Raw genomic sequence first — 25,565 nt, forward strand, 5'->3', positions numbered from 1 at the left:
TTGAATTGTGAATACAGTCAACTGTGGGAGCTGGCTTGCCTGCGATAGCGCCAGTCCAGTCACTCTCTGATTCAAGGAAGAACACCCCCATGGGCAACCCCCTGGCCAACATCGGCATGGACTCCAACCGCTCCCAGTTCATGGCCCGCCAGCGCATCGAAAGCGAAATCAACGTGCCCCGTCTGTTCGCCGCCATCGACGCCGACCCCGCCATCGTCGGCGCGGGCGTGGTCTACATCGACGCCGACTTCAACATCGTCACCCTGCGCGAATTCAAGCCCATCTGCAGCATCCTGCCCAAGCGCATCATTATCCGCGAGGCGCAGAAGTACATCGCCCCGGCCCAGTTCGCCGACCAGGTGCTGAACAACCCGCGCGAATCGCGGCTGATGAGCGAGGCCTTCAACACCACCCTGGCCTGCACCGGCGCGGTGATCGGCTGGCTGGTAGTGCTGAGTGGCACCATCGCCATCCCGTTCACCGCTGGCGCCAGCACCGTGGTGACAGCCATCGGCTACACCGCGGCATCTGCCAGTACCGTGTCCTGCCTGGTGGGCGGCTTTCGCACACGCAACGAAATCAGCAACCCGGCGATGAACGACTACCTGGACAGCGAGGAGTGGTACCAAACCGCGACCAAGGTGCTCGATGGCGCCGCGCTGGTGGGCGTCGGCGCTTCGGCACTGACCACCGTCAAGCTGGTCAATGTCACCCGCGCCGCCACCGGCAAAAGCCTGCGCCAGGTGCTCAAGGGCCTGAACGGGCATGAGCGCGAAAAACTCACCAAAGAGCTGCTCAAAGTCGCCGACCCGCAAATGTCGACCAAGATGCGCAAGCTGCTGCAGATGAGCGGCGAGCTGCCCAAGCGCTTCACCCCGACGCAGCTCAAACACGCCACCTATGTGCAATTGGGCGATGCGATGGGTGCGGGCGCCAGCGTTTGGGGGCTGAAACGCTCGGACAACTACAAGCAAGCCAAGACCTTTGCGATCGGCCTGTACGAGGAGGGCGAATAATGAGTGGCGTGCCGTCCCTGAAACCGTTTTTGCTGGCGCATTTTCCTGCGTTCATCGGTGTGATTCTCGCCGGCTGCCTGGGCGGCTCCGCTGCGATTTCCCTGGCGGCCAGTACGTATTTTGCCGACGTGCCCGTCGCCACCAATGCCACCGTGTCCTGGTTCGTGGTGCTCGTCGCCGCGCTGTTCGTGACCAACAGCAACTTCCTGGTGGTGCGCGGGCACGCCTGGGCGGTGTGGGGCATGGTCGGTTTTTTCGTGGCGTGCCTGTTGGTGACGCTGCCGACGCTGGCATACGAGCCGCACTGGTTTATCTACAGTGAATGCCTGTTCTGGCCGTTGCTGGGGTTGTTGCTGATCAACAGCAAGGGCTATCGGGCGATGGTAGGTAAACTGGTGGGCGTGCGCCGACTGCGAGAGGCAGCCAAGGCCGGGTTGTAGCCTTGGCCCGCGTGGTCAGATTTTCACGTTCTGACGAATGTTCCAGCCGTATTTCACCGCGCCGCCGTCCTTGCCGCCGTCCGCTTTCTGCGGCTGGTAGCTGACTTCGACGCTGGCGAAATTCAAGCCGATGACCTCTGTCAGTTCGTCGCTGTTTTTCACCGCGTCGGACTGGTAGGACGTCACCATCACCTCCTTCAAGGTGATCACCAGATACTCCACCGCGCTGCTGCCCCCGGCCTTGCGCACCACCAGTCGCGCTTCCGGGTAATGCTTGCCGGTGGAGCAAGCCATCATCAGGTTGGGTGAGGACTTATCCATCACTTTCGAGATGGACAGGTTGTCGATAGTGACCTTGCCCGCACCACCACCGCTGCCGCTATGCATCGAGCCCGTCTGCGACATGCCCCAGCCCCAGCGGCTGATCTCGATTTCATCGCGATGGGCCTGATCCCTGGATTCGCCCTTGATGTCGCCCAACTTCAAAAACATATCAGTTGCCATTGTCGTTCCCTGTACTGGTGTCCGCCGGGAGTGGCGCGGGGCGTACTTTTTCTTATTCGGGACATGGCCTACAAGGTGCTACACCGTGATCGGGAAGTGCCTGTCGGGATAAAGCGAAGCTTCTGACATTTTTAGGCGATGCCCAGTCTTTACCCTCTGCGCTCTTGTGAAAACCGGAGTAAAGGGATGACTTCCAGTGTGTTGAAAGACGGGTTCCCCAGTGCGCATCTGACGACGCGGCAGTGGGTGGAAAGCAGTATTGATCTGCGTAAGTTGTTTGCCGCCATTGATGGTGATCCGGCGATTGTCGGCGCAGGCGTGGTGTATCTCGATGCGCAGTTGCGGGTGATTGTGTTGCGGGAGTTTCAGCCGATTTGCAGCGTTGTACCGAAGAAGGTGATTTTGCGGGAGGCGCCGAGTTATGTCGGGCGGGTGGAGTTTGCGCGGCGGTTGGTGAATGAGCCGCGAGAGGCGGATGTGACGTTCGAGGCGGTGAATGCGGGGTTTGCGTGTGGTTCGGCGGTGATTAGTTGGTTCGTGATAATGGGGGGCGCAGCGCTGAGTCCTTTCACCTTTGGGGCGACGGGTGTGGTTGCTGCAATTGGTTATTCGTCAGCGATAGCCAGTTCAGTTCAATGCGTGATCGGTGCTCGTCGGACTTACAACGAAATGACTGACCCTGCTCGGAATGATGCTCTGGATAGTGAGCAGTGGTATCAGGCCGTAACGGCCGGATTGGATACCGTTTCGTTATTAGGTGCTGGTAACACGGCGATGTCGACGGTTCGATTTGTCAGCATGCTCAAAAAGACGACGGGGAGAAACACGCATCAGGTACTCAAAGGGCTGAACCGACAGGAACGCTCAAAGCTCACCAGGGAGTTGCTGAGTATCAACCATCCAGAAATCAGCCGGAAAATGATCAGGCTGAGACAAGCGGCCGGAGAGCTACCCAAGCGCTACACCGTGGCCGAAATAAAGCGTGGAACCATCGTGCAGGTGGTTGATGCCCTTGGCGCTATATCAAGCATCGCTGGCAGTGTGCGCTCCGGAAACATGCGGACTATTGCGGTAGGACTCTACGAGGAGGCATCACAATGAGATTTCTCGTGCCACTTCGCCCTTTTCTGGTTCGTAATTTCCCCGTGTTTATCGGGGTGATTTTTTCGGGTCTCTTCGGTGGTGCTGCCGCTGTCGTGCTGGTTGAAAACTATTACTTACCCTCCCTATCGAGTTCGGCTGCTGAAGCTGCTGCTGTGGTGCTGGCCTGCTATATCACGCACTGCAATTTCATGATTGCCTATGGGCGACCCAAGTGGGCCTGGGGCATGTACGGTCTGTTCGTTGTCTGTTTACTGATTGCCTTGCCCGCTTTTCAGTTTTCGCCACATCCATTTGTTTACGCCAATAGTTTGTTTTGGCCGGTCTTTGGCCTTCTACTGCTCCATAGCAAACGCCATCGAGAAATGCGCGCCAAGGCCGTAGAGCTTCGCCATATGCGCCGCAAAGTCACGGTGGCCATCGAGAAGCGGCGCAAACACGAGCGCGCAATAATCCGAATAAAGAAATCGAGGTGATTCACCCCCATTGTCGGCTCCCTGTTTTGGTGTCCGCCGGTAGTGGCGCGGGGGGCACTCGGGGCATGGCCTACAAGGCGCTACACCGTGATCAGGAAGTGCCTGTCGGGATAAAGCGAAGCTTCTGACATTTTTAAGCGATACCCAGTCTTTACCCTCTGCGCTCTTGTGAAAAGCCGGAGTAAAGGGATGACTTCCAGTGTGTTGAAAGACGGGTTCCCCAGTGCGCATTTGACTACGCGGCAGTGGGTGGAAAGCAGTATCGATCTGCGTAAGTTGTTTGCCGCCATCGATGCGGATCCGGCGATTGTCGGTGCTGGCGTGGTGTATCTCGATGCGCAGTTGCGGGTGATTGTGTTGCGCGAGTTTCAGCCGATTTGCAGCGTTATGCCGAAGAAGGTGATTTTGCGGGAGGCGCCGAGTTATGTCGGGCGGGTGGAGTTTGCGCGGCGGTTGGCGAATGAGCCGCGTGAGGCGGATGTGACGTTTGAGGCAGTGAATGCGGGGTTTGCGTGTGCTTCTGCGGTGATCAGCTGGTTCGTGATACTGGGGGGCGCAGCGCTCACCCCGTTTACTTTTGGAGCCACAGGTGTAGTTGCTGCGATTAGCGTCGTAGGCGCTTCGGCAAGCACTCTCCAATGCGCTATTGGTGTGCGACGAACGCGAAATGAACTTGTAGACCCAGCACTTAATGACGAACTCGACCGCAACGAATGGTATCAAGCCGTCACGCTTGGGCTAGACGCCGCCTCATTACTAGGTGCTGGCAACACAGCAATGTCTACGATTCGAATGGTCAATTCGCTCAAAAAGGCAACGGGGAGAAGTACACACCAAGTGCTTAAAGGGTTGAATCGGCAGGAGCGATTGAAGCTCACCAAGGAGTTGATAGGTATCAACCATCCTGAAATATCCCGAAAAATGCTTAAGCTCAAGCAGATGACTGGCGAGATGCCCAAACGTTTCACTTCTTCTGAAGTAAGGCGTGGGACCATGATTCAGATGCTTGATGCCCTTGGCGCTGTATCGAGTATTGCTGGCAGTGTGAGGTCTGGGAACATCCGGATTATCGCGGTTGGGCTACATGAGGAAATCTCGGAATGAAATTTTCCAGAGCGAGATTTCTTATACCGATGCGCCCCTTTCTTTTGCGTTTTTTTCCCGTCTTTATAGGTGCGATCTTTATGGGCATTTTAGGCGGGACAGCTGTCGTGGCGCTGCTGGAACACTACTACCCGCGCACAGCCCCATGGGCTTTATCGGCGTCGGCTGCTGAGAAAGCCTGTGTCGTGTTGGCTCTCTTTATCACCCTCTGCAATTTCATGATCGCCTACGGGCGACCAAAATGGGTCTGGGGCATGTATGGTCTTTTCATCGCCTGCCTAATGTTCGCTTTACCGGCTTTTCGGTTTTCACCGCATCCATTCATTTACGTAGAAAGCGTCGTGTGGCCGCTGCTCGGCTTAATACTGCTCAGCAGTAAACGCCACGGGGAAATGCGTGCCAACTGCGTAGAACTTCGCCGCCTGCGCGGCAAGGCAATGGACGCCATCAAGAAACGGCGCAAACACGAACGCGCCATCATCAGAATAAAGAAACCGCGCTAATCCCCTACGCCCGCCACAAATATGTGCAACTGTTGCACCATTGCACCTACGTTGGCGCCGTTTTGGTGCTGTACTGCACCGGGTCCTACGACAAAGCGCAATGACTGCCGCGCTGGCATAAGTCTTGCGCGCGTCAACCCATGCCCTGGCTCGCAGGAGGCCGCCGTGTCGATTCATGTCGCGTTGCACCACGTTACGCATTACCGCTACGACCGCGCTGTCGAACTCGGCCCGCAGATCGTGCGTTTGCGCCCGGCGGCCCATAGCCGCACGCGGATTTTGTCCTACGCGCTGAAAGTGCTGCCCGAGCAGCATTTCATCAATTGGCAGCAAGACCCCCAGGGCAATTACCTGGCGCGCTTGGTGTTCCCGGAAAAGACTGACGAGCTGCGTATCGAAGTCGATCTGGTCGCCGAGATGGCGGTGTTCAATCCGTTCGACTTTTTCCTCGAACCCTACGCCGAAAAAATCCCTTTCAGCTACGCCGCCGATGAGCAGCGCGAGCTGGCGCCGTACCTGGAAACCTTGCCGCTGACGCCGAGGTTCGCCGCTTACCTGGCCGGTATCGACCGCACGCCATTGCCCGCGGTGGACTTCCTGGTGGGCCTCAACCAGCGCCTGGCCGCCGACATCGGCTACCTGATCCGCATGGAACCGGGTGTGCAAACCCCGGAGTTCACCCTGGAAAACGCCTCCGGCTCGTGCCGCGATTCGGCGTGGTTGCTGGTGCAGATCCTACGCAACCTGGGGTTGGCGGCGCGGTTTGTCTCCGGTTACCTGATCCAGCTCACCGCCGACGTCAAAGCCCTCGACGGTCCTTCCGGCACCGAAGTGGACTTCACCGACCTGCATGCCTGGTGCGAGGTGTATCTGCCCGGCGCCGGCTGGATCGGTCTGGATGCCACCTCCGGTCTGTTTGCCGGTGAAGGCCATATCCCGTTGGCCTGTAGTCCCGATCCATCGTCTGCGGCGCCGATCAGTGGGCTGGTGGAACCGTGCGAGTGCGAATTCACCCACGAAATGTCCGTTGAGCGGATTTGGGAGGCACCGCGCGTTACCAAGCCCTACACCGAAGAGCAATGGCTGGCGATCCAGGCCCTTGGCCGGCAGATCGATGGCGACCTGCTCAAGGACGATGTACGCCTGACCATGGGCGGCGAGCCGACCTTCGTCTCCATCGACGACCCCGACGGCGCCGAGTGGAACACCGCCGCGCTCGGCCCGGACAAGCGTCGCCTGTCTGCCGAGTTGTTCCAGCGCATGCGCAAGCACTACGCGCCCAAGGGCCTGGTGCACTTCGGCCAGGGCAAGTGGTACCCCGGCGAGCAACTGCCGCGTTGGTCGCTCAACTGCTACTGGCGCCGCGACGGCGTGCCGATCTGGCACAACAGCGCGCTGATTGCCGACGAACAAGAGGATTACGGCGCCGACGGCACCATGGCCGGGCGTTTCCTGGCGAGTGTCGCCGAACGCCTGAAACTGCCGGCCCGCTTTGTCTTCCCGGCCTTTGAAGACAACTTCTACTACCTGTGGCGCGAAGGCGCGCTGCCGCAAAACGTCACGGCCCAGGACCCGCGCCTGAGTGACGACCTGGAGCGCGAACGCCTGCGCAAAGTGTTCAGCCAGGGCCTGGAGAAAGTCATCGGCCAAGTGCTGCCGCTGGCGCGCACGGCCGCCAACGACCGCTGGCAAAGCGGGCGCTGGTACCTGCGCGATAACCACTGCCGCCTGGTGCCGGGGGATTCGCCCCTCGGCTATCGCCTGCCGCTGGCGTCGCAACCTTGGGTGACGGCGGCGGAGTATCCGTTTGTGCACCCCACGGACCCGAACCAGGATCAGCCGGCGCTGCCCACCACCGCTCAGTTGAGCAGCCACGGCGAACCCGCGCCGAGTGATGAGCGTACGCCTGAGGTGGACGAATCCGCCGACTGGCTGACCCGCACCGCGCTGTGCGCCGAAGCGCGGGAAGGGCGGCTGTACCTGTTCATGCCGCCGCTGGAGCGCGTCGAGGACTACCTGGAACTCGTCGCCGCCATCGAGGCCACCGCCGAAGAGTTGCATTGCCCGGTGTTGCTGGAGGGCTACGAGCCGCCGGCCGACACCCGTCTGAGCAATTTCCGCGTGACGCCGGACCCGGGTGTGATCGAGGTCAATGTGCAGCCGTCCGCCAGTTGGGACGAGTTAGTGGAGCGCACCGAATTCCTCTACGAAGAGGCGCGGCAAACCCGCCTGACCACGGAAAAATTCATGATCGACGGGCGCCACACCGGCACCGGCGGCGGTAACCACTTTGTCCTCGGCGGTGCGACGCCAAAGGACTCACCGTTCCTGCGCCGTCCGGACCTGCTGCGTAGCCTGATCAGCTACTGGCATAACCATCCGTCCTTGTCCTACCTGTTTTCCGGGCTGTTTATTGGCCCGACATCCCAGGCCCCGCGCGTGGATGAAGCGCGCAACGACGCCTTGTACGAGCTGGAAATCGCCTTCGCGCACATGCCCGAGCCGGGCGAAGAATGCCCGCCTTGGTTGGTGGACCGCCTGCTGCGCAACCTGTTGATCGACGTCACGGGCAACACCCACCGCGCCGAATTCTGCATCGACAAGCTCTACTCGCCGGACGGCGCCACCGGTCGCCTCGGCCTGCTGGAGCTGCGCGCGTTTGAGATGCCGCCCCATGCGCGCATGAGCCTGACCCAACAACTGCTGCTGCGTGCCCTGGTCGCACGTTTTTGGCGTGAACCCTATGCGCCGCCGAAACTGGCGCGCTGGGGCACCGAGCTGCACGACCGTTTCCTGCTGCCGCACTTTATCGAGCAGGACTTTGCCGACGTGATCGTCGAACTCAACGCCGCCGGCTACCCACTGCGCGCCGAATGGTTTGCCGCGCACCTGGAGTTTCGCTTTCCCAAGGTCGGCGACTACGCCGTCAGCGGCATCGAACTGGAACTGCGCCAGGCCCTCGAACCCTGGCACGTGCTGGGCGAGGAGGGCGCGGTGGGCGGCACGGTGCGTTATGTGGATTCGTCCCTGGAGCGCCTGCAAGTCAAATTGACCGGCCTGCCGCCGCAACGCTACCTGCTGACCTGCAACGGCATACCTGTGCCGCTGCAAGCCACCGGCCGCGTCGGCGAATTTGTCGCCGGGGTGCGTTACCGCGCCTGGCAACCGGCCAACTGCCTGCAACCGACCATCCCGGTGCATGCGCCGCTGGTGTTTGATTTGCTGGATACCTGGATGCAGCGTTCGTTGGGTGGCTGCCAGTACCATGTCGCGCACCCGGGCGGGCGCAATTACGACAGCTTGCCGGTGAATGCCAATGAGGCGGAGAGTCGGCGGATGGCGCGGTTTTTCCGCCTTGGGCATAGCCCAGGGAAGCTTCCGGTGCCGTCCCTGGTGATCAATGATGAGTTGCCAATGACCCTGGATCTACGGCGTTTTCCCCATAAAAATGACTAAACACAGTTCAAAATGTGGGAGCTGGCTTGCCTGCGATAGCGGTGTACCAGTCGATATTTCTGGTGACTGACCCACTGCTATCGCAGGCAAGCCAGCTCCCACATTAGACTGTGGTGACTTTGACACCCCTCCTTGCCTTCGCCGAGCGTTCCATGTCCGACTTGCTCGACCGTTACCCGCTGACCGCGGGCACTTATCACGAACTGCTGGACGACAGTGGCGCGGTGCGTGCCCATTGGCAGCGCCTGCTCGACCACCTGCAACGCAGCACTCCTGCGCAACTGGCCCAGCGCCAGGCGCTGCTGACCCGGCAGATCCAGGAAAACGGCGTGACCTACAACGTCTACGCCGACCCCAAGGGCGCCGACCGCCCGTGGGAGTTGGACCTGCTGCCCCACGTGCTGGCCGCCGAAGAGTGGCAGCAGCTGTCGGCCGGGATCGCCCAGCGCGCGCGCCTGCTCAATGCGGTGCTGGCCGACTTGTACGGCCCGCAACGCTTGATCAAGGAAGGTCTGCTGCCGGCCGAGCTGGTGTTCGGGCACAACAACTTCCTGTGGCCATGCCAAGGCATCCAGCCGCCGGACGGTGCTTTTTTGCACCTATACGCCGTGGACCTGGCACGCACGCCGGACGGCCGCTGGTGGGTCACCGCCGACCGTACCCAGGCACCCTCGGGCGCGGGTTATGCCCTGGAAAACCGCACCATCGTGTCCCGTGCCTTCCCGGACCTTGTACCGCGACTTGCAGGTGCAGCACCTCACCGGTTTCTTCCGCACCTTGCAGGAAACCCTCGCGCGCCAGGCACCGGGCGATGACCAGCCGCCGCTGATCGTGCTGCTCACACCGGGGCGTTTCAACGAAAGCTATTTCGAACACCTCTACCTCGCGCGCCAGCTTGGCTACCCGCTGGTGGAAGGCGGCGACCTCACCGTGCGTGACAGCACGGTATTCCTCAAGACCCTCAGCGGCCTGCGCCGGGTGCACGCGATCATGCGGCGCCTCCTCGACGATGACTTCTGCGACCCGCTGGAGCTGCGCACCGACTCGGCCCTCGGCGTGCCCGGCCTGCTCGATGCCGTGCGCCAGGGTAATGTACTGGTGGCCAATGCCTTGGGCAGCGGCGTGCTGGAGTCGCCGGGTTTGCTCGGCTTCTTGCCGAAGATCAACGAGTTCCTGTTTGGCGAAGAGCTGATCCTGCCGTCCATCGCCACCTGGTGGTGCGGTGAAGCGCCAGTGCTCGCCGAAGCCCTGGAGAAATTGCCTGAGTTGCTGATCAAGCCGGCGTTCCCGTTGCAGAGTTTTACCCCGGTGTTCGGCCGCGACCTCGACGAAAAACAGCGCGAGGCCCTGGCCGCACGCATGCGCGCGCGGCCTTACGCCTATGTCGCCCAGGAGCTGGCGCAGCTGTCCCAGGCACCGGTGTGGCACACCGTGGATGACCACCTGCAACACCGCGCCATCGGCATGCGCGTGTACGCCGTGGCCAGCGACGACGGCTACCGCGTGCTGCCCGGCGGCCTGACCCGTGTGGCCGCCGAAGCCGACGCCGAAGTGGTGTCGATGCAACGCGGCGGCGCGAGCAAGGACACCTGGGTGCTCGGCGAACGCGCGCCCGGCGGCGAACAGTGGCGCGCGCAACGCACCATCGGCGCCCATGACCTGGTGCGCCGCGACCCGTATCTACCGTCCCGCGTGGTGGAAAACCTGTTCTGGTTTGGCCGCTACTGCGAGCGCTGCGATGACAGCGCGCGCTGGGCTGCGCATCGTGCTGGCGCGTTATGTGGACGGCGACGATCCCCAGGCCCTGCAAGCGGCAGTCGAGCTGGGTGAAAGCCTGCGCTTGTTGCCGGAGGAGGGCGAGTTACCCGAACGCCTGCTGGGGGCCATGCTCGGCGACGATTGGCCGTCAAGCCTGCGCGCCAACCTGCAGCGCTTGCAGTGGGCGGCGTCGCAAGTGCGCGGCAAGCTGTCCCGGGAAAACTGGCAGGCGCTGGTGGAGCTGCAACGTGAAGCCATGGAACTGGAAAGCGACGCGCCGGACTTTGGCGAGTTGCTGGATTTTCTCAACCGTCTGGTGATGTCGCTCGCGGCGCTGTCCGGGTTTGCCCTGGACGACATGACCCGCGACGAAGGCTGGCGCTTTTTGATGATGGGCCGGCGCATCGAGCGTCTGCAATTTCTCAGCAGCAGCCTCGCCGCATTCCTGCGCGGCGTGGCGGTGTTCGATCAGGCCGGGCTGGAGTGGTTGCTCGAACTGGGCAACAGCAGCATCACTTACCGCTCGCGTTACCTGGCGGTGCCACAGCTGATCCCGGTGCTCGACCTGCTGCTGCTGGACGAGCAGAACCCCCACGCGGTGCTGTTCCAGTTGAAGCTGGTGAGCCGCACCCTGCGTCGCTTGAACGATGATTTTGGCGTGCCGCGGGAAACCGGCCTTGGCCCGCTGGTGGAGCGCCTTGCGCACTTCGACCTGGGCTGCCTGGAGAACCCGTTGTTTGGCGAGTCCAGCGTGCGTGCCGCCTTGGACGGCCTGGCCGACTTGCTGCAAGCGGTGGCCGATGAGAGCGGGCAAGTGTCGGATCGCCTCGCGTTGCGCCATTTTGCCCATGTGGATGATGTCAGCCAGCAGACGGTGTCGTTGTGATGAGTGCGCGCTACCAGATTTTCCACGATACTCATTACCACTACGACAGCCCGGTGTCCCTGGCCCAGCAGTTGGCGCACCTGTGGCCACGGCCGTGTGCCTGGCAGCGCTGTAGCGCGCAGCAGTTGGATATCAGTCCCGAGCCGACGTCGCGGCGCGATGAGCTGGATGTATTTGGCAACCCGATCACGCGGCTGGCGTTTGAACGGCCCCACGATGAGCTGTTGGTGAACGCCGGGCTGACCGTGGAAGTGCTGGCGCGGCCGGTGCTGGATTTCCAGCAGTCGCCGGCCTGGGACCAGACCCGTGACAGCCTGACCTATAGCAGCCAACCGCTGTCCGTGGAGCTGATCGAGGCGATCCGTTATCGCTTCGAATCGCCCTACGTGCACCTGAAGAAAAACTTCGTCGAGTTCTCCGAAAGCTGCTTCCCGCCGGCGCGCCCTTTATTGCTAGGCGTGCAGGCGCTGATGCAGAAGATTTTCAGCGAGTTCACCTTCGATGCCGAAGCCACCCAGGTCGCCACGCCGCTGGTGGAAGTGCTGGAGCGCCGCCGTGGCGTGTGCCAGGACTTCGCCCACCTGATGCTCGCCTGCCTGCGCTCGCGCGGCCTGGCGGCGCGTTACATCAGCGGTTACCTGCTGACCCAGCCACCGCCCGGCCAGCCACGGCTGATCGGCGCCGATGCGTCCCATGCGTGGGTGTCGGTGTATTGCCCGGTGTCGGGCTGGGTGGATTTTGATCCGACCAACAATGTGCAGCCGGCACTGGAGCACATCACCCTGGCCTGGGGCCGGGATTTCTCCGATGTGTCGCCGTTGCGAGGGGTGATTCTGGGGGGAGGGAGCCATGACCCGGAAGTACGGGTGACGGTGATGCCGCTGGAGTAACGGTGGATTGTGGTGAGCCGGGGGCGGCTCACCACAAAGAAAATTATTCAGCCGGATCTTTCGGTGTTTCAGTCTCGTCAGCTGCCACGTCGCCTTCTGCTTCCGGGTTCAGTGCACCCGCTTCTTCATCCGCAGCGGCTTTCTTGCGTTGCAGTTTTTCCTCTTTCTTCTGCTCCTTGGCCAAGTCTCTCTGACGTTTGGCGAAGGAGTAATTAGGTTTGGCCATGGGCGATCCTCTAGGGTCGAAGGTAAGAGTGGGCGGCGCGCAGCTGCCTTGGGTGGCTATGGTAGCAGCTTAGCAGCGCGCTTGGCCCTCACTTACCGCAGGCGTAAGCGGCCAGCAGTCCGTTGATCAGTTGGTCGAGGTGCATGGCGCGGACTCCAGTGGGGGATGGGCCGATCATAGAAAGGTCGTACGACTTTGGCTGTTAGATTGTGTTGATAAGTCTGATAGCCTAAAGTTGTATACAATCTGTTGATTCAGATCATAAGAATTCTTGCCTGCTTGAGGCACCCTTGCCGCAATCCGCGTTTTCTAAACCCTGCCTTGGAGATTCACATGTTCGCCAAACTCGTTGCTGTTTCCCTGCTGACTCTGGCTAGCGGCCAGTTGCTTGCTGCAGAGTGCAAGGTCACTGTCGACTCCACTGACCAAATGTCCTTCAACACCAAAGCCATTGAAATCGACAAAAGTTGCAAGACCTTCACCGTCGAGCTGACGCACTCCGGCAACCTGCCGAAAAACGTCATGGGTCACAACTGGGTGCTGACCAGCGCCGCTGACATGCAGCCGGTTGCCACTGACGGCATGGCTGCCGGTATCGACAAGAACTACCTGAAAGAAGGCGACGCCCGCATCATCGCCCACACCAAGATCATTGGTGCTGGCGAGAAGGATTCGGTGACCTTTGATGTGGCGAAACTGGCTGCCGGCACCGACTACATGTTCTTCTGCTCGTTCCCGGGCCATGTGTCGATGATGAAAGGCACCGTGGTCGTCAAGTAAGACCGCGTTATCGTTCATCGCAGGCAAGCCAGCTCCCACATTCGACCGCATTCCCATGCTGGAACACGGTCAACTGTGGGAGCGGGCTTGCCCGCGATAGCGATCTACCTCACGGCGCGAACGGCATGACCCGCTTATGCTCAGTCTTGCGGTAGGTCTCACAGATAATCCGAAACGCTTCCTCACGCACCGCTTCACCGTGCAGGAACGCATCGATCTCGGCATAGGTCACGCCATGTGACGCTTCGTCCGGCTTGCCCGGCGACAAGTCTTCCAAGTCCGCCGTCGGCACTTTCTCCACCAACGATTCCGGCGCGCCGAAGTGCCGTGCAATCGCCCGCACCTGGTTTTTCACCAGCCCGCTCAACGGCGCCAGATCACACGCGCCGTCGCCGAACTTGGTGAAAAAGCCCATCACCGCTTCCGCCGCATGGTCCGTTCCGATCACCAAACCACCGGCCGCGCCGGCGATGGTGTACTGCGCCACCATGCGCATGCGCGCCTTGGTGTTGCCCAGCACGAAATCACGGGACACCGCCGCCTTGCCTTCAAACGCCGCCACTTCATGGGCCAGGGCTTTCACCGCGGGGCCGATGTTCACGGTGTGGCGCTCGTCGGGCTCGATAAAGTCCACCGAGGCCGTGGCATCGATTTCGTCGAACTGGGTTTCGTAGGGCAGGCGCACCGCGATAAAGCGGTAGGCCGCATCACCGCTGTTTTCCCGCAGCTCTTTTACCGCGCGCTGGGCCAGCAGGCCCGCAGTCAGGGAATCGACACCGCCGCTGATGCCCAGCACCAATGTCTTGAGCCCGGAATTGCGCAGGCAATCCTGGATAAACGCCACGCGGCGGGCAACCTCGGCCTCAAGGGCGGCCTGGTCGTTGAACGGCGCTTGGACCTTGAGTTGTTCAGCTATCTCACGCTGTACGGCTTGCATGATTCACTCCTTGCTAGAGATGGCAGGTACTTTGAACACATGACGCAAATAGGCGACGAAATTCGGATCGGTGCAGTGGGTCTTGCCCGCTTCATCGGAGATCTTCGCCACGGGCTGGCCATTGCAGGCGGTCATTTTAAGCACGATGCTCATCGGTTCCACACCTGGAATATCGCAGGTCAGGTTGGTGCCGATGCCAAAGCTCACATTGATCCGCCCGCGCAGCGCACGGAAGATTTCCAGGGCCTTGGGCAGCGACAGGCTGTCGGAGAACACCAGGGTCTTGCTCATCGGCTCGATGCCGAGCTTGTGGTAGTGGGCGATGGCTTTTTCGGCCCACTGCACCGGGTCGCCGGAGTCGTGGCGCAGGCCGTCGAACAGCTTGGCGAAGTACAGGTCGAAATCGCCGAGGAACGCATCGGTGGTGATGCAATCGGTCAGGGCGATGCCCAGCAGGCCACGGTATTCGCGGACCCAGCAATCAAGGGCGGCGATCTGGCTGTCGATCAGGCGCGGGCCGAGTTGCTGGTGGGCCATGATCCACTCGTGGGCCATGGTGCCCAGGGGTTTCATGTCCAACTCACGGGCCAGGTGCACGTTGCTGGTGCCGACAAAACGGCCCGGGAAGTCGTGCTTGAGGACGCTGACCACTTCTTCCTGCACCCGGTACGAAAAGCGTCGGCGGGTGCCGAAGTCCGCCACTTGCAGCTCGGACAATTCCTCGCTGCTGGCGTTGGCCGTGAGCCAATCGAACTTGCGGTACAGCTGCTCGCGGGCCTGCTCCAGGATCACGGTCTGGTAGCGGTAGCGGTTACGCACTTCGCTGACGATGGCCAGCATCGGCACTTCAAACAGGATCACATGCAGCCACGGCCCGCGCAGGCGGATGAACAATTCGCCGTTCTCGATACCGGTCTGCACATACCGCAGGTTGAAGCGGAACAGGCCGAGGAAGCGCAGAAAATCCGGTTTCATAAAGCTGATGCGCTCCAGGAACCCCAGTTGGTCCGGGCTTAGGCTCAGCTCGGCGAGGCGTTCGATCTGGTAGCGGATTTCCGCCAGGTACGGGCGCAGGTCTTCACTGTTACGGCAACGAAACTCCCATTCAACTTCCACGTTCGGGTAGTTGTGCAGCACCGCCTGCATCATGGTCAGCTTGTAGAAGTCGGTGTCGAGCAGGTTCTGCACGATGCGATCGGCAAACACACTCTCGCTCATAACGGGAATCTCCAGACGGGTCGGCGATGGGCGCCGGCCTTTACGCACAATTAAGGAAGGGGGCTAGTGGCGCATAGACCTGTGGGGTTTTGCCAGTGATTTTTTTGGAATGGCCACTGGCCCCATCGCAGGCAAGCCAGCTCCCACAGTTGAAATGCATTCCAATCTGTGGGAGCTGGCTTGCCTGCGATGGCGGTATTCCAGACTCTAAATAACCTGCTCCATCATCCACTTCACAAACTCCCTTACCTTCGGCACCTCCGCCGAATGCTCGGGATAAGCCAGGTAATACGCATCCTGACTCGGCATCGCATGCTGCCAAGGAATCACCAACTTGCCGTCGGCCAATTCCTCTTCCACCAAAAAGCGCGGCAGCAACGCCACACCACAACCCACCTGCGCCGCACGGATGCACATATAGAACGTATCGAACCGCGGCCCGTGGTAGCTGTGCTCGGTCTGGTAACCCTGGCTGGCGAACCAGTCGTGCCAGCCTTGCGGGCGCGAGGCATTTTGCAGCAGCACCAGTTCGCTCAGTTGCGTCGGGTCGGTAAACGGCCGCGCGGGCAGGCTGTCGGGGGCGCAGACGGGCACCAGCTCTTCGCTGAACAGCTTCAGGCTCTCGGTGCCGGGCCGTGAACCCTGGCCGAAGTAGAAGGCCATGTCGGCCTTGCCTTGCAGCAACTCATCCGGCTCCTGCTCGTTGCACAGGTCCAGGTGGATGTGTGGGTGACGCAAGCGCCAGCCCTTGAGGCGCGGCACCAGCCAGCGGGCGCCGAAGGTGTAGGGCGTGGAGACGCGCAGCACTTCGGTCTCGCCGCCGTAGGAGCGCAGGTAGTGGGTGGACATCTCCACTTGCGTGAGGATTTTTCTCACTTCCACCAGGTACAAATCCCCGGCCGGGGTCATCTGCAAACGTCGGCGTACGCGGCGAAACAACAGGTGTTGCAGCAATTCTTCCAGCTGCGCCACTTGTTTGCTCACCGCGCTCTGGGTGAGGTTCAGTTCCTCGGCGGCGCGGGTAAAGCTCAGGTGGCGGGTGGCGGCTTCGAAACATTGCAGGGCGGTGATCGAGGGCAAATGTCTTTTGTTCAGCACGGTGTGCCTCTTTTTATGCTTTGCATGAATAAACGGAATGATATCTCGCCTAATCGTCGTTTGTTGGCAAGTCTTGGGCCAGCTACAAATAAGCTCTGGATCGCCGTGCGTGCAGCGGCGCGAATTTTCGTTTGCAGATTGAAGGAGTGACCCATGGTTGCCGCATTGCTTGATCGTCTCGGGGTAAACCCGGCGCTGTACCAGTCGGGCAAACAGCCTGTGCATTCGCCGATTGATGGCAGCCGTATCGGCAGCGTGCATTGGGAAGGTGCCGCCGAGGTGGAGCAGCAGGTCAGTCGCGCCGAGCATGCATTCGACGCCTGGCGCAAAGTGCCAGCGCCGCGCCGCGGTGAGCTGGTGCGCCAATTTGGCGATGTGCTGCGCGAATACAAGGCCGACCTCGGCGAACTGGTGTCGTGGGAAGCGGGCAAGATCACCCAGGAAGGCCTGGGCGAAGTGCAGGAAATGATCGACATCTGCGACTTCGCCGTCGGCCTCTCGCGCCAGTTGTACGGCTTGACCATCGCCTCCGAGCGCCCCGGCCACCATATGCGTGAAACCTGGCACCCGCTGGGCGTGGTCGGCGTGATCAGCGCCTTCAACTTCCCGGTCGCTGTTTGGGCGTGGAACACCGCCCTGGCCCTGGTGTGCGGCAACGCGGTGATCTGGAAACCCTCGGAAAAGACCCCGCTCACCGCCCTGGCCTGCCAGGCGCTGTTCGAGCGCGTGGTGAAGAATTTCAGCGATGCACCGCCGTACCTCAGCCAAGTGATCATCGGCGGTCGCGACGCCGGTGCCGCGCTGGTGGACGACCCGCGCGTCGCCCTGATCAGCGCCACCGGCAGCACGCGCATGGGCCGCGAAGTGGCGCCGAAAGTCGCCGCGCGTTTTGCCCGCAGCATCCTTGAGCTGGGCGGCAACAACGCAATGATCCTCGGCCCCAGCGCCGACCTGGACATGGCCGTGCGCGCCATCCTGTTCAGCGCCGTCGGCACCGCCGGCCAGCGTTGCACCACCTTGCGCCGCCTGATCGCCCACGAGTCGGTCAAGGAAGAAATCGTCACCCGCCTCAAGGCCGCCTATTCCAAGGTGCGCATCGGCCACCCGCTGGAAGGCAACCTGATCGGCCCGCTGATCGACAAGCACGGCTTCGACAACATGCAGGACGCCCTGGAGCAAGCCTTGAGCGAAGGCGGTCGGGTGTTCGGTGGCAAGCGCCAGCTGGAAGACAAATTCCCCAACGCCTACTACGTGTCGCCGGCCATCGTGGAAATGCCTGAGCAAAGCGACGTGGTCTGCACCGAAACGTTCGCACCGATTCTCTACGTGGTCGGCTACACCGACTTCGCCGAAGCCCTGCGCCTGAACAACGCCGTGCCGCAAGGCCTGTCGTCGTGCATCTTCACCACCGATGTGCGCGAGGCCGAGCAGTTCATGTCGGCGGTCGGCAGTGACTGCGGGATCGCCAACGTCAATATCGGCCCGAGCGGGGCGGAAATCGGTGGTGCGTTTGGCGGTGAGAAAGAGACGGGCGGCGGGCGTGAGTCGGGTTCGGATGCGTGGCGCGGGTACATGCGTCGCCAGACCAATACCGTGAACTATTCGCTGGAATTGCCGCTGGCCCAGGGCATCACCTTCGACTGACCCCTGAAGTCGGAGTGCGATCAATGTGGGAGCTGGCTTGCCTGCGATAGCGGTGGTGCAGTCGATACCGCTATCGCAGGCAAGCCAGCTCCCACAGTTGATTGGGTTTGCAGTTCGGAAAAGTGGTGTGTTGGGTCTCATCGGAGTCTGGCAATGGCATTACGCGAAACATGTTTATGGGAACACCTCACCCCCAGCCGGCCGGATCGCGCCGCGCTCAAGGGCGAGGTCAAGGTGGATGTGTGCGTGATCGGCGCCGGCATCACCGGTTTGTCGGCGGCCATTCACTTGCTGGAACAAGGCAAAAGCGTCGCCGTGCTGGAGGCTCATCGCACCGGCCACGGCGGTTCGGGGCGCAACGTCGGGCTGGTCAATGCCGGCCTGTGGATCCCGCCGGATGACATCGAGGCCGGTTTCGGCGAAGCGGTGGGCAGCCAGCTCAACCGCATGCTGGGTGCGGCGCCGTCCCTGGTGTTCAGCCTGATCGATAAATACCACATCGATTGCCAATTGCGCCGCGAGGGCACCTTGCACATGGCGCACAACGCCCGGGGCGAGGCGGATTTGCGCAGCCGTGAAGAACAATGGAAGCGCCGTGGCGCGCCGGTGGAACTGCTCACCGGCCAGGCCTGTGAACAGGCCACCGGCACGCAGAAAATCGCCGCCGCGTTGCTCGATCGCCGCGCCGGCACCTTGAACCCGATGGCCTACACCAGTGGTCTGGCGAATGCTGCCGTTGGCCTTGGCGGGCAGTTGTTCGACCATTCCCCAGTCACCCAGCTGGAGCGCCAAGGCGCGCAGTGGTCGGTGCAAACCGCCCAAGGCTCGGTGCAGGCCGCCCAGGTGGTGATCGCTTCCAACGCCTACACCGAAGGCGAGTGGACCGAGCTGCGCCGCAACTTTTTCCCCGGCTACTACTATCAGGTCGCGTCAGCCCCGCTGACGGACGCCGCCGCCGCGCAGATCCTGCCAGGCGGCCAGGGTTCGTGGGACACGCGCCAGGTGTTGAGCAGCATCCGCCGTGATGCCGATGGCCGCCTGTTGCTCGGCAGCCTGGGCAATGGCAACCAGAAACCGGCGTGGTTCCTCAAGGCGTGGGCCGATCGGGTGCAGCAGCACTACTTCCCGTACCTCAAATCGGTGCAGTGGGAGTTCACCTGGACCGGCTGCATTGCCTTCACCCCCGACCACCTGATGCGCCTGTTCGAACCGGCGCCGGGCCTGGTGGCCGTGACGGGCTACAACGGCCGCGGCGTGACCACCGGCAGCGTGGTCGGCAAGGCGTTTGCCGACTACCTGTGTCACCAGAATCCCCAGGCGTTGCCGATTCCGTTCGCACCGATGCAGCCGCTGGCCGGGGTGGGCCTGCGCAGTTGCCTGTATGAGGCGGGATTCTCGCTGTATCACGCCGGGCAATGTCTGCGGATCGTGATCTGATCAGCGAAATACCGCTCAGAAGCCGGCATTTTCTTAGCAGGCTACTAATCTGTATTGGTGCAAGTCGTAGCAGTCACGCACTGTAAATGTGCAGTTCCGTTACGCGGGTTGTTACAGCTGTAGGAGCTGTCGTTTCCAGGCTTGGTTGCAGGTGTGACCTGCCAGGGTTGTACTTTTTCGACGCGCAGGTTGCACCTCTCGATGCTAGAGGGTTGCACGTCCTGACGAACGGCGCTGAAACACGCGCAATAACAATGACACCGTGTCTTTTTGAAGAATAAAAACCTACTGGCACGCGCTTTGCTCTGGGCTTTCAGTGAAAAGTTTGAACGCAAGTTGTAGTGCCAAAAATCAAAAATATCGGAGCACCACTCATGTCCCAGACGTTTTACAAGAAAGGTTTTCTGGCCCTCGCCGTTGCAGCGGCGCTGGGTGTTTCTACGTTTGTTCAAGCTGATGTGAAAATTGGCGTGGCGGGCCCGATGACGGGTGCCAACGCAGCTTTCGGTGAGCAGTACATGAAGGGTGCCCAAGCGGCAGCCGATACCATCAACAAGGCCGGCGGTATCAACGGCGAGAAAATCGTCCTGGTGGCCGGCGACGACGCCTGCGAGCCCAAACAGGCCGTGGCCGTGGCCAACCGCCTGGCGGACCAGGACAAAGTCATCGGCGTCGTCGGGCACTTCTGCTCGTCCAACACCATCCCGGCGTCCGAGGTCTATGACGAAGCGGGCATCATCGCAATTACCCCAGGTTCCACCAACCCACAGGTCACCGAGCGCGGCCTGGGCGCCATGTTCCGTATGTGCGGGCGTGACGACCAGCAAGGCATCGTCGCCGGCGACTACATCGTCGACGTGCTCAAGGGCAAGAAAGTCGCGGTCATCAACGACAAGGACACCTACGGCAAAGGCCTGGCTGACGCCACCGCTGCCCAGTTGACCAAGCGCGGCGTCACGCCGGTGCTGCAAGAAGGCCTGACCCGTGGTGAGAAAGACTTCAGTGCGCTCGTCACCAAAATCCGTTCCCTGGGCGCCGACGTCGTGTACTTCGGCGGCCTGCACCCGGAAGCCGGTCCGCTGGTTCGCCAGATCCGTGAAGCCGGTCTGAAAGACGTCAAGTTCATGTCCGACGATGGCGTCGTGACCGACGAACTGGTGGCCACCGCTGGCGGCGCGCAATACGTCGACGGCGTGTACATGACCTTCGGCGCCGACCCGCGCCTGCTGCCAGACAGCAAGGCCGTGGTGGAAGAGTTCCGCAAAAACGGCACCGAGCCAGAAGGCTACACCCTGTACGCCTACGCGTCGGTCCAGGCCCTGGCTGCCGGTTTCAACGGCGCCAAGTCCAACAAGGGCGAAGATGCGGCCAAGTGGCTGAAAGCCAACCCTGTCCAGACCGTAATGGGCAAGAAGGAATGGGACGGCAAGGGCGACCTGAAAATCTCCGACTACGTGGTTTACCAATGGGACAAAGACGGTAAATACCATCAGCTGGACAAGCAGAAATAAGCGTAAACACGATCAGTAGGGCACCACAAATCCCCTGTGGGAGCCGGGCTTGCCCGCGATGACGGACTGGCAGTCAACACTGTGTTGAATGTGCAACCGCTATCGCCGGCAAGCCAGCTCCCACAGGGGACCGGGGTTGCCAGTGCAATCGCGTCCAGCAACAAATCTGTCTTTTCCTCCAGAAGCGCCGCACACCCACAGGTGTGCAGGTGCTCACCGCGTGAGATTGCGTTATGGATGGTATTTTCCTGCAGCAACTGGTCAACGGCCTAACCCTCGGGTCGGTCTACGGCCTGATCGCCATCGGCTACACAATGGTCTATGGCATCATCGGCATGATCAACTTCGCCCACGGCGAGGTTTATATGATTTCCGCTTACCTCGCGGCGATCACCCTGGCCCTGCTTGCCTACTTCGGCATTGAATCCTTCCCGCTGCTCATTCTCGGCACCTTGATCTTCACCGTGGTCGTCACCGGCGTGTACGGTTGGGTCATCGAGCGTGTCGCCTACAAACCCCTGCGCAACTCCACCCGACTCGCGCCGCTGATCAGCGCCATCGGCATCTCGCTGATCCTGCAGAACTACGCCCAGATCGCCCAGGGCGCCAAGCAACAAGGCATTCCCACCCTGCTGGCCGGGGCCTGGCGTGTCGATATCGGCACCGGCTTCGTGCAACTGACGTACACCAAGGTGTTCATCCTGGTCGCTGCCTTTGCGGGCATGGCCCTGCTGACCTACGTGATCAAATACACCAAGCTCGGCCGCATGTGCCGCGCCACCCAGCAAGACCGCAAGATGGCCTCCATCCTCGGCATCAACACCGACCGCGTGATCTCCTACGTGTTTGTCATCGGTGCCGCCATGGCCGCCCTCGCCGGTGTGCTCATCACCCTCAACTACGGCACCTTCGACTTCTACGCCGGCTTCATCATCGGTATCAAGGCGTTTACCGCGGCGGTCCTCGGCGGCATCGGCTCCCTGCCTGGGGCGATGCTCGGCGGGATCATCCTCGGCATCTCCGAGTCGCTGTTCGCAGGGTTGATCAACTCTGACTACAAAGACGTGTTCAGTTTCTCCCTGCTGGTGGTGATTCTGATTTTCCGTCCCCAGGGCCTGCTGGGTCGCCCACTCGTGGCTAAGGTGTAAACATGTCTGCTGCCAAACCCATCGATATCAAGAAAAGTATGGTCGATACGATTCTCGCCGGGCTTATTTCCCTGGTCGTGTTCGGTCCGATCGTCGGCGTCGTCCTCGACGGCTACAGCTTCAACCTGGAACCGGCCCGCGTGGCCACGCTGGTCGCCATCGTCATGGTCGGCCGCTTTGCCCTGAGCCTGTTCCTGCAAACCCCCAAGGGCCTGAAGATCCTGCAGGGCTTCGAAAGCAGCGGCTCCGGTGTGCATGTGCTGGCGCCGGACTACAAGTCGCGGCTGCGCTGGATCATCCCGGCGCTGATCGTGATCGCCATCGTGTTCCCGATCTTCGCCAACAAGTACCTGCTCACCGTGGTCATCCTCGGCTTGATCTACGTGCTGCTGGGCCTGGGCCTGAACATCGTGGTCGGCCTCGCCGGCCTGCTCGACCTGGGCTACGTGGCGTTCTACGCCATCGGTGCCTACGGCCTGGCCCTGGGTTATCAATACCTCGGCCTCGGTTTCTGGACGGTGCTGCCCTTGGCGGCCATCGCGGCGGCGTTGGCGGGATGCATACTCGGCTTCCCGGTGTTGCGCATGCACGGTGACTACCTGGCCATCGTGACCCTGGGCTTCGGTGAAATCATCCGCCTGGTGCTGAACAACTGGCTGTCGTTTACCGGCGGGCCGAACGGCATGCCGGTGCCATCACCCACCTTCCTCGGCCTGGAATTCGGGCGCAAGGCGAAGGAGGGCGGGATCCCGTTCCACGAGTTCTTCGGCATCGATTACAACCCCAACATCAAGTTCATGTTCATCTACATCGTGCTGTTCCTGGTGGTGCTGGCCGTGCTGTACATCAAGCACCGCCTGACCCGCATGCCGGTCGGCCGCGCCTGGGAAGCCTTGCGCGAAGATGAGATCGCCTGCCGTTCCATGGGCCTGAACCACGTGCTGGTCAAGCTCTCGGCGTTCACCATCGGCGCTTCAACCGCCGGCCTGGCCGGGGTGTTTTTTGCCAGTTACCAGGGTTTCGTCAACCCGTCGTCGTTCACCTTCTTCGAGTCGGCGCTGATCCTCGCCATCGTGGTGCTGGGCGGCATGGGCTCGACGGTGGGCGTGGTGATCGCGGCGTTCGTGTTGACCGTCGCGCCGGAACTGCTGCGCAGCTTCTCCGAATACCGTGTGCTGCTGTTTGGCGTGCTGATGGTGGTAATGATGATCTGGCGACCACGCGGCTTGATCCGCATCAGCCGTACCGGTGTGACACCACGCAAGGGGGTAGCGCCATGAGCAAGGAAGTCGTCCTTTCCGTGGAACACCTGATGATGCACTTCGGTGGCATCAAGGCCTTGAGCGATGTGAGCCTCAAGGTCGAACGCAACTCGATCTTCGCCCTGATCGGCCCCAACGGCGCCGGCAAGACCACGGTGTTCAACTGCCTCACCGGCTTCTACAAAGCCAGCGGCGGCAAGATCAACCTCAACGTGCGCGGCAAGCAGACCGACGTGATCCAACTGCTCGGCGAGCGCTTCCAGCCCACCGACTTTGTCTCGCCGAAAAGCTTCCTCAGCCGGGTGTACTACAAGATGTTCGGCGGTACCCATTTGGTGAACCGCGCCGGTTTGGCCCGGACCTTCCAGAACATTCGCCTGTTCAAGGAAATGTCGGTGGTGGAAAACCTGCTGGTGGCCCAGCACATGTGGGTCAACCGCAACATGCTCGCGGGCATCCTCAACACCAAGGGCTACCGCAAGGCCGAAAGCGACGCCCTCGACCACGCCTTCTACTGGCTGGAAGTGGTGGACCTGGTGGACTGCGCCAACCGCCTCGCTGGCGAACTCTCCTACGGCCAGCAGCGCCGCCTGGAAATCGCCCGGGCCATGTGCACGCGGCCGCAGATCATCTGCCTGGACGAACCGGCGGCGGGCCTCAACCCCCAGGAAACCGAAGCCCTCAGTGCGATGATTCGCCTGCTGCGCGACGAACACGACCTGACGGTGGTGCTGATTGAACATGACATGGGCATGGTAATGAGTATTTCCGACCACATCGTGGTGCTCGACCACGGCAACGTGATCGCCGAAGGCGGCCCGGAGGCGATCCGCAACGACCCGAAAGTGATTGCCGCCTACCTCGGCGCCGACGAAGAGGAGCTGGTATGAGTGCACCTATCCTCGAAATGAAGGACCTGGACGTGTTCTACGGCCCGATCCAGGCCCTGAAAAAAGTCTCGCTGCACATCAACGAAGGCGAAACCGTCAGCCTGATCGGCTCCAACGGTGCGGGCAAATCCACACTGCTGATGTCGATCTTCGGCCAGCCACGGGCCGAGTCGGGGCAGATTCTGTACAACGGCGTCGACATTACCCACAAGTCGTCCCACTACATCGCCTCCAACGGCATCGCGCAGTCGCCGGAAGGGCGGCGGGTGTTCCCCGACATGACCGTCGAGGAAAACCTGCTGATGGGCACCATCCCCATCGGTGACAAGTTCGCCAGCGAAGACATGCAGCGCATGTTCGAGCTGTTCCCTCGGCTCAAGGAGCGGCGTAACCAGCGGGCCATGACCATGTCCGGTGGCGAGCAGCAAATGCTCGCCATCGCTCGCGCGCTGATGAGCCGGCCCAAGCTGTTGCTGCTGGACGAACCGAGCCTGGGGCTGGCGCCGATTGTGGTGAAGCAGATCTTCTCGACGTTGCGGGAGCTGGCGTCTACGGGGATGACCATCTTCCTGGTGGAGCAGAACGCCAACCATGCGCTGCGCTTGTCGGATAGGGCGTATGTGATGGTCAACGGCGAGATCCGCCTCACCGGCACCGGTAAAGAGCTGCTGGTGAACGAGGAAGTGCGCAACGCCTACCTCGGCGGGCACTGACCTAAAGCTTGACGCAATCCCCCCTGTGGGAGCTGGCTTTGTGTGGGAGCTGGCTTGCCTGCGATGCAGACACCTCGGTCTATCTGACAAACCGAGGCGATGCTATCGCAGGCAAGCCAGCTCCCACAAAGAGCAGCTCCCACATTTGTTTTGCGGTGTTCATAAGGCCGATACCAAATTGTGGAAAACAAATCCAGCCACCCTCCAAAGCGCGACATATAGCCGCCGCAAATCCCTGTTTTGTCACAGTTTTGACTTGTCCCCATCCACTGTGGAACCGGCTGTGGGTAACGTGGTAGTACTCTGCTGGAGGCCTTTAAAACCGTGGCTTGTAGCGGGCTGATCGTTTTTTGATCAGTGGTTTTTTGGCGACCGGCCAAGGGGTTTGTCAACCTGTTTAAAGACACAGGTATATGACCGATTTATGTCCACTCAGCCTGTGGATAAGTCTGTGACTAAACTCTGGAAAGACCTCCGCAGAGGCCGGAATGACTGGCCTGGAGCCATCGTTGTGATTTTCTTCCAGGCGATGGGCCTACATACGGCCCCGCCAAGGTCAAGCAAAAA

Annotated in this window: 21 protein-coding genes and 1 pseudogene; 17 read left to right on the forward strand and 5 right to left on the reverse strand. The window is 61.2% G+C overall.

Annotated elements, in window-relative coordinates; translation table 11 throughout:
- Nucleotides 1-89 precede the first annotated feature (89 nt).
- Both PSH87_RS02775 and PSH87_RS02780 read left to right on the forward strand, forming a co-directional pair.
- A complete protein-coding gene (locus PSH87_RS02775; protein WP_305432404.1) occupies nucleotides 90-1,016 on the forward strand; it encodes an NAD synthetase in 927 nt (308 codons plus the stop codon).
- Complete coding sequence (locus tag PSH87_RS02780; RefSeq protein WP_305432405.1) at nucleotides 1,016-1,456, forward strand: hypothetical protein; 441 nt, start codon at nucleotides 1,016-1,018, stop codon at nucleotides 1,454-1,456. Before PSH87_RS02775 ends, PSH87_RS02780 begins: the two co-directional genes overlap by 1 nt.
- Nucleotides 1,457-1,471: 15 nt before the next feature.
- On the opposite strand, the gene PSH87_RS02785 is transcribed toward PSH87_RS02780, so the two are convergent.
- The gene (locus PSH87_RS02785; protein ID WP_305432406.1) at nucleotides 1,472-1,960 is read right to left on the reverse strand and encodes a type VI secretion system tube protein Hcp; all 489 of its coding nucleotides are present in this window, start codon (nucleotides 1,958-1,960) and stop codon (nucleotides 1,472-1,474) included.
- Nucleotides 1,961-2,146: 186 nt separating this feature from the next.
- Here PSH87_RS02785 and PSH87_RS02790 point away from each other — a divergent pair, with 186 nt between their 5' ends.
- The 7 genes and pseudogenes from PSH87_RS02790 (at nucleotide 2,147) to PSH87_RS02820 (ending at nucleotide 12,134) form a co-directional block, all read left to right on the forward strand.
- Nucleotides 2,147-3,061 (forward strand): NAD synthetase, encoded by a 915-nt coding sequence (locus tag PSH87_RS02790; protein ID WP_305432407.1) that lies wholly within the window; start codon nucleotides 2,147-2,149, stop codon nucleotides 3,059-3,061.
- Nucleotides 3,058-3,537, forward strand: a complete 480-nt coding sequence (locus tag PSH87_RS02795; RefSeq protein ID WP_305432409.1) for a hypothetical protein — start codon at nucleotides 3,058-3,060, stop codon at nucleotides 3,535-3,537. The genes PSH87_RS02790 and PSH87_RS02795 overlap by 4 nt, the downstream gene beginning before the upstream one ends.
- Nucleotides 3,538-3,726: 189 nt before the next feature.
- The gene (locus PSH87_RS02800) at nucleotides 3,727-4,641 is read left to right on the forward strand and encodes an NAD synthetase (protein ID WP_305432411.1); all 915 of its coding nucleotides are present in this window, start codon (nucleotides 3,727-3,729) and stop codon (nucleotides 4,639-4,641) included.
- On the forward strand, nucleotides 4,638-5,144 hold the full coding sequence (locus PSH87_RS02805) for a hypothetical protein (protein WP_305432413.1): 507 nt from the start codon (nucleotides 4,638-4,640) through the stop codon (nucleotides 5,142-5,144). Before PSH87_RS02800 ends, PSH87_RS02805 begins: the two co-directional genes overlap by 4 nt.
- Before the next feature lie 165 nt (nucleotides 5,145-5,309).
- Nucleotides 5,310-8,600: a DUF2126 domain-containing protein gene (locus PSH87_RS02810; protein WP_305432414.1), complete on the forward strand. Its 3,291-nt coding sequence runs from the start codon at nucleotides 5,310-5,312 to the stop codon at nucleotides 8,598-8,600.
- Nucleotides 8,601-8,752: 152 nt separating this feature from the next.
- Nucleotides 8,753-11,244, forward strand: a pseudogene (locus PSH87_RS02815) (circularly permuted type 2 ATP-grasp protein).
- On the forward strand, nucleotides 11,244-12,134 hold the full coding sequence (locus PSH87_RS02820) for a transglutaminase family protein (protein ID WP_305432415.1): 891 nt from the start codon (nucleotides 11,244-11,246) through the stop codon (nucleotides 12,132-12,134). The pseudogene PSH87_RS02815 and the gene PSH87_RS02820 overlap by 1 nt, the downstream one beginning before the upstream one ends.
- Nucleotides 12,135-12,177: 43 nt before the next feature.
- Here PSH87_RS02820 and PSH87_RS02825 read toward each other — a convergent pair whose 3' ends face one another.
- A complete protein-coding gene (locus PSH87_RS02825) occupies nucleotides 12,178-12,360 on the reverse strand; it encodes a hypothetical protein (RefSeq protein ID WP_017734984.1) in 183 nt (60 codons plus the stop codon).
- Between the two features lie 333 nt (nucleotides 12,361-12,693).
- Here PSH87_RS02825 and azu point away from each other — a divergent pair, with 333 nt between their 5' ends.
- Nucleotides 12,694-13,140, forward strand: coding sequence for an azurin (gene azu, locus PSH87_RS02830; protein WP_207046615.1), 447 nt, complete (start codon nucleotides 12,694-12,696; stop codon nucleotides 13,138-13,140).
- Between the two features lie 109 nt (nucleotides 13,141-13,249).
- On the opposite strand, the gene nadE is transcribed toward azu, so the two are convergent.
- The 3 genes from nadE to PSH87_RS02845 all read right to left on the reverse strand — a co-directional run bounded on the left by nadE (nucleotide 13,250) and on the right by PSH87_RS02845 (nucleotide 16,393).
- On the reverse strand, nucleotides 13,250-14,077 hold the full coding sequence (nadE, locus tag PSH87_RS02835) for an ammonia-dependent NAD(+) synthetase (protein WP_305432416.1): 828 nt from the start codon (nucleotides 14,075-14,077) through the stop codon (nucleotides 13,250-13,252).
- A 3-nt stretch (nucleotides 14,078-14,080) separates the two neighbouring features.
- Nucleotides 14,081-15,295: a nicotinate phosphoribosyltransferase gene (gene pncB, locus PSH87_RS02840; protein ID WP_017734987.1), complete on the reverse strand. Its 1,215-nt coding sequence runs from the start codon at nucleotides 15,293-15,295 to the stop codon at nucleotides 14,081-14,083.
- Between the two features lie 207 nt (nucleotides 15,296-15,502).
- Entirely contained in the window at nucleotides 15,503-16,393 is an 891-nt protein-coding gene (locus PSH87_RS02845; protein ID WP_305432417.1) for a LysR family transcriptional regulator, read from the reverse strand.
- A 153-nt stretch (nucleotides 16,394-16,546) separates the two neighbouring features.
- On the opposite strand from PSH87_RS02845, the gene PSH87_RS02850 reads away from it, so the two are divergent.
- The 7 genes from PSH87_RS02850 to PSH87_RS02880 all read left to right on the forward strand — a co-directional run bounded on the left by PSH87_RS02850 (nucleotide 16,547) and on the right by PSH87_RS02880 (nucleotide 24,998).
- A complete protein-coding gene (locus tag PSH87_RS02850) occupies nucleotides 16,547-18,037 on the forward strand; it encodes an aldehyde dehydrogenase family protein (RefSeq protein WP_017734989.1) in 1,491 nt (496 codons plus the stop codon).
- A gap of 153 nt (nucleotides 18,038-18,190) precedes the next feature.
- Nucleotides 18,191-19,474 carry an FAD-binding oxidoreductase gene (locus tag PSH87_RS02855; RefSeq protein ID WP_305432418.1) on the forward strand — a complete coding sequence of 428 codons (1,284 nt, stop codon included), beginning with the start codon at nucleotides 18,191-18,193 and terminating at the stop codon, nucleotides 19,472-19,474.
- 374 nt (nucleotides 19,475-19,848) lie between these two features.
- The gene (locus PSH87_RS02860) at nucleotides 19,849-20,985 is read left to right on the forward strand and encodes a branched-chain amino acid ABC transporter substrate-binding protein (protein ID WP_305432420.1); all 1,137 of its coding nucleotides are present in this window, start codon (nucleotides 19,849-19,851) and stop codon (nucleotides 20,983-20,985) included.
- A 233-nt stretch (nucleotides 20,986-21,218) separates the two neighbouring features.
- The gene (locus PSH87_RS02865) at nucleotides 21,219-22,133 is read left to right on the forward strand and encodes a branched-chain amino acid ABC transporter permease (RefSeq protein WP_017737486.1); all 915 of its coding nucleotides are present in this window, start codon (nucleotides 21,219-21,221) and stop codon (nucleotides 22,131-22,133) included.
- Between the two features lie 2 nt (nucleotides 22,134-22,135).
- Complete coding sequence (gene livM, locus PSH87_RS02870) at nucleotides 22,136-23,413, forward strand: high-affinity branched-chain amino acid ABC transporter permease LivM (RefSeq protein WP_305432422.1); 1,278 nt, start codon at nucleotides 22,136-22,138, stop codon at nucleotides 23,411-23,413.
- Nucleotides 23,410-24,285 (forward strand): ABC transporter ATP-binding protein, encoded by an 876-nt coding sequence (locus PSH87_RS02875; RefSeq protein WP_017737488.1) that lies wholly within the window; start codon nucleotides 23,410-23,412, stop codon nucleotides 24,283-24,285. The genes livM and PSH87_RS02875 overlap by 4 nt, the downstream gene beginning before the upstream one ends.
- Entirely contained in the window at nucleotides 24,282-24,998 is a 717-nt protein-coding gene (locus PSH87_RS02880) for an ABC transporter ATP-binding protein (protein ID WP_005784287.1), read from the forward strand. The genes PSH87_RS02875 and PSH87_RS02880 overlap by 4 nt, the downstream gene beginning before the upstream one ends.
- Nucleotides 24,999-25,565: the final 567 nt, after the last annotated feature.

Source organism: Pseudomonas sp. FP453, from assembly GCF_030687495.1.
GTDB lineage: Bacteria > Pseudomonadota > Gammaproteobacteria > Pseudomonadales > Pseudomonadaceae > Aquipseudomonas.

Bases quoted from the DNA above. Each gene is read 5' to 3' on its own strand.
- PSH87_RS02860 (WP_305432420.1), top strand. From the start codon at position 19,849: ATGTCCCAGACGTTTTACAAGAAAGGTTTTCTGGCCCTCGCCGTTGCA.
- pncB (WP_017734987.1), bottom strand. From the start codon at position 15,295: ATGAGCGAGAGTGTGTTTGCCGATCGCATCGTGCAGAACCTGCTCGAC.
- PSH87_RS02820 (WP_305432415.1), top strand. From the start codon at position 11,244: ATGAGTGCGCGCTACCAGATTTTCCACGATACTCATTACCACTACGAC.
- PSH87_RS02880 (WP_005784287.1), top strand. From the start codon at position 24,282: ATGAGTGCACCTATCCTCGAAATGAAGGACCTGGACGTGTTCTACGGC.
- PSH87_RS02800 (WP_305432411.1), top strand. From the start codon at position 3,727: ATGACTTCCAGTGTGTTGAAAGACGGGTTCCCCAGTGCGCATTTGACT.
- PSH87_RS02865 (WP_017737486.1), top strand. From the start codon at position 21,219: ATGGATGGTATTTTCCTGCAGCAACTGGTCAACGGCCTAACCCTCGGG.
- PSH87_RS02785 (WP_305432406.1), bottom strand. From the start codon at position 1,960: ATGGCAACTGATATGTTTTTGAAGTTGGGCGACATCAAGGGCGAATCC.
- livM (WP_305432422.1), top strand. From the start codon at position 22,136: ATGTCTGCTGCCAAACCCATCGATATCAAGAAAAGTATGGTCGATACG.
- PSH87_RS02780 (WP_305432405.1), top strand. From the start codon at position 1,016: ATGAGTGGCGTGCCGTCCCTGAAACCGTTTTTGCTGGCGCATTTTCCT.
- PSH87_RS02790 (WP_305432407.1), top strand. From the start codon at position 2,147: ATGACTTCCAGTGTGTTGAAAGACGGGTTCCCCAGTGCGCATCTGACG.
- PSH87_RS02850 (WP_017734989.1), top strand. From the start codon at position 16,547: ATGGTTGCCGCATTGCTTGATCGTCTCGGGGTAAACCCGGCGCTGTAC.
- nadE (WP_305432416.1), bottom strand. From the start codon at position 14,077: ATGCAAGCCGTACAGCGTGAGATAGCTGAACAACTCAAGGTCCAAGCG.
- PSH87_RS02805 (WP_305432413.1), top strand. From the start codon at position 4,638: ATGAAATTTTCCAGAGCGAGATTTCTTATACCGATGCGCCCCTTTCTT.
- PSH87_RS02775 (WP_305432404.1), top strand. From the start codon at position 90: ATGGGCAACCCCCTGGCCAACATCGGCATGGACTCCAACCGCTCCCAG.
- PSH87_RS02875 (WP_017737488.1), top strand. From the start codon at position 23,410: ATGAGCAAGGAAGTCGTCCTTTCCGTGGAACACCTGATGATGCACTTC.
- PSH87_RS02855 (WP_305432418.1), top strand. From the start codon at position 18,191: ATGGCATTACGCGAAACATGTTTATGGGAACACCTCACCCCCAGCCGG.
- azu (WP_207046615.1), top strand. From the start codon at position 12,694: ATGTTCGCCAAACTCGTTGCTGTTTCCCTGCTGACTCTGGCTAGCGGC.
- PSH87_RS02825 (WP_017734984.1), bottom strand. From the start codon at position 12,360: ATGGCCAAACCTAATTACTCCTTCGCCAAACGTCAGAGAGACTTGGCC.
- PSH87_RS02795 (WP_305432409.1), top strand. From the start codon at position 3,058: ATGAGATTTCTCGTGCCACTTCGCCCTTTTCTGGTTCGTAATTTCCCC.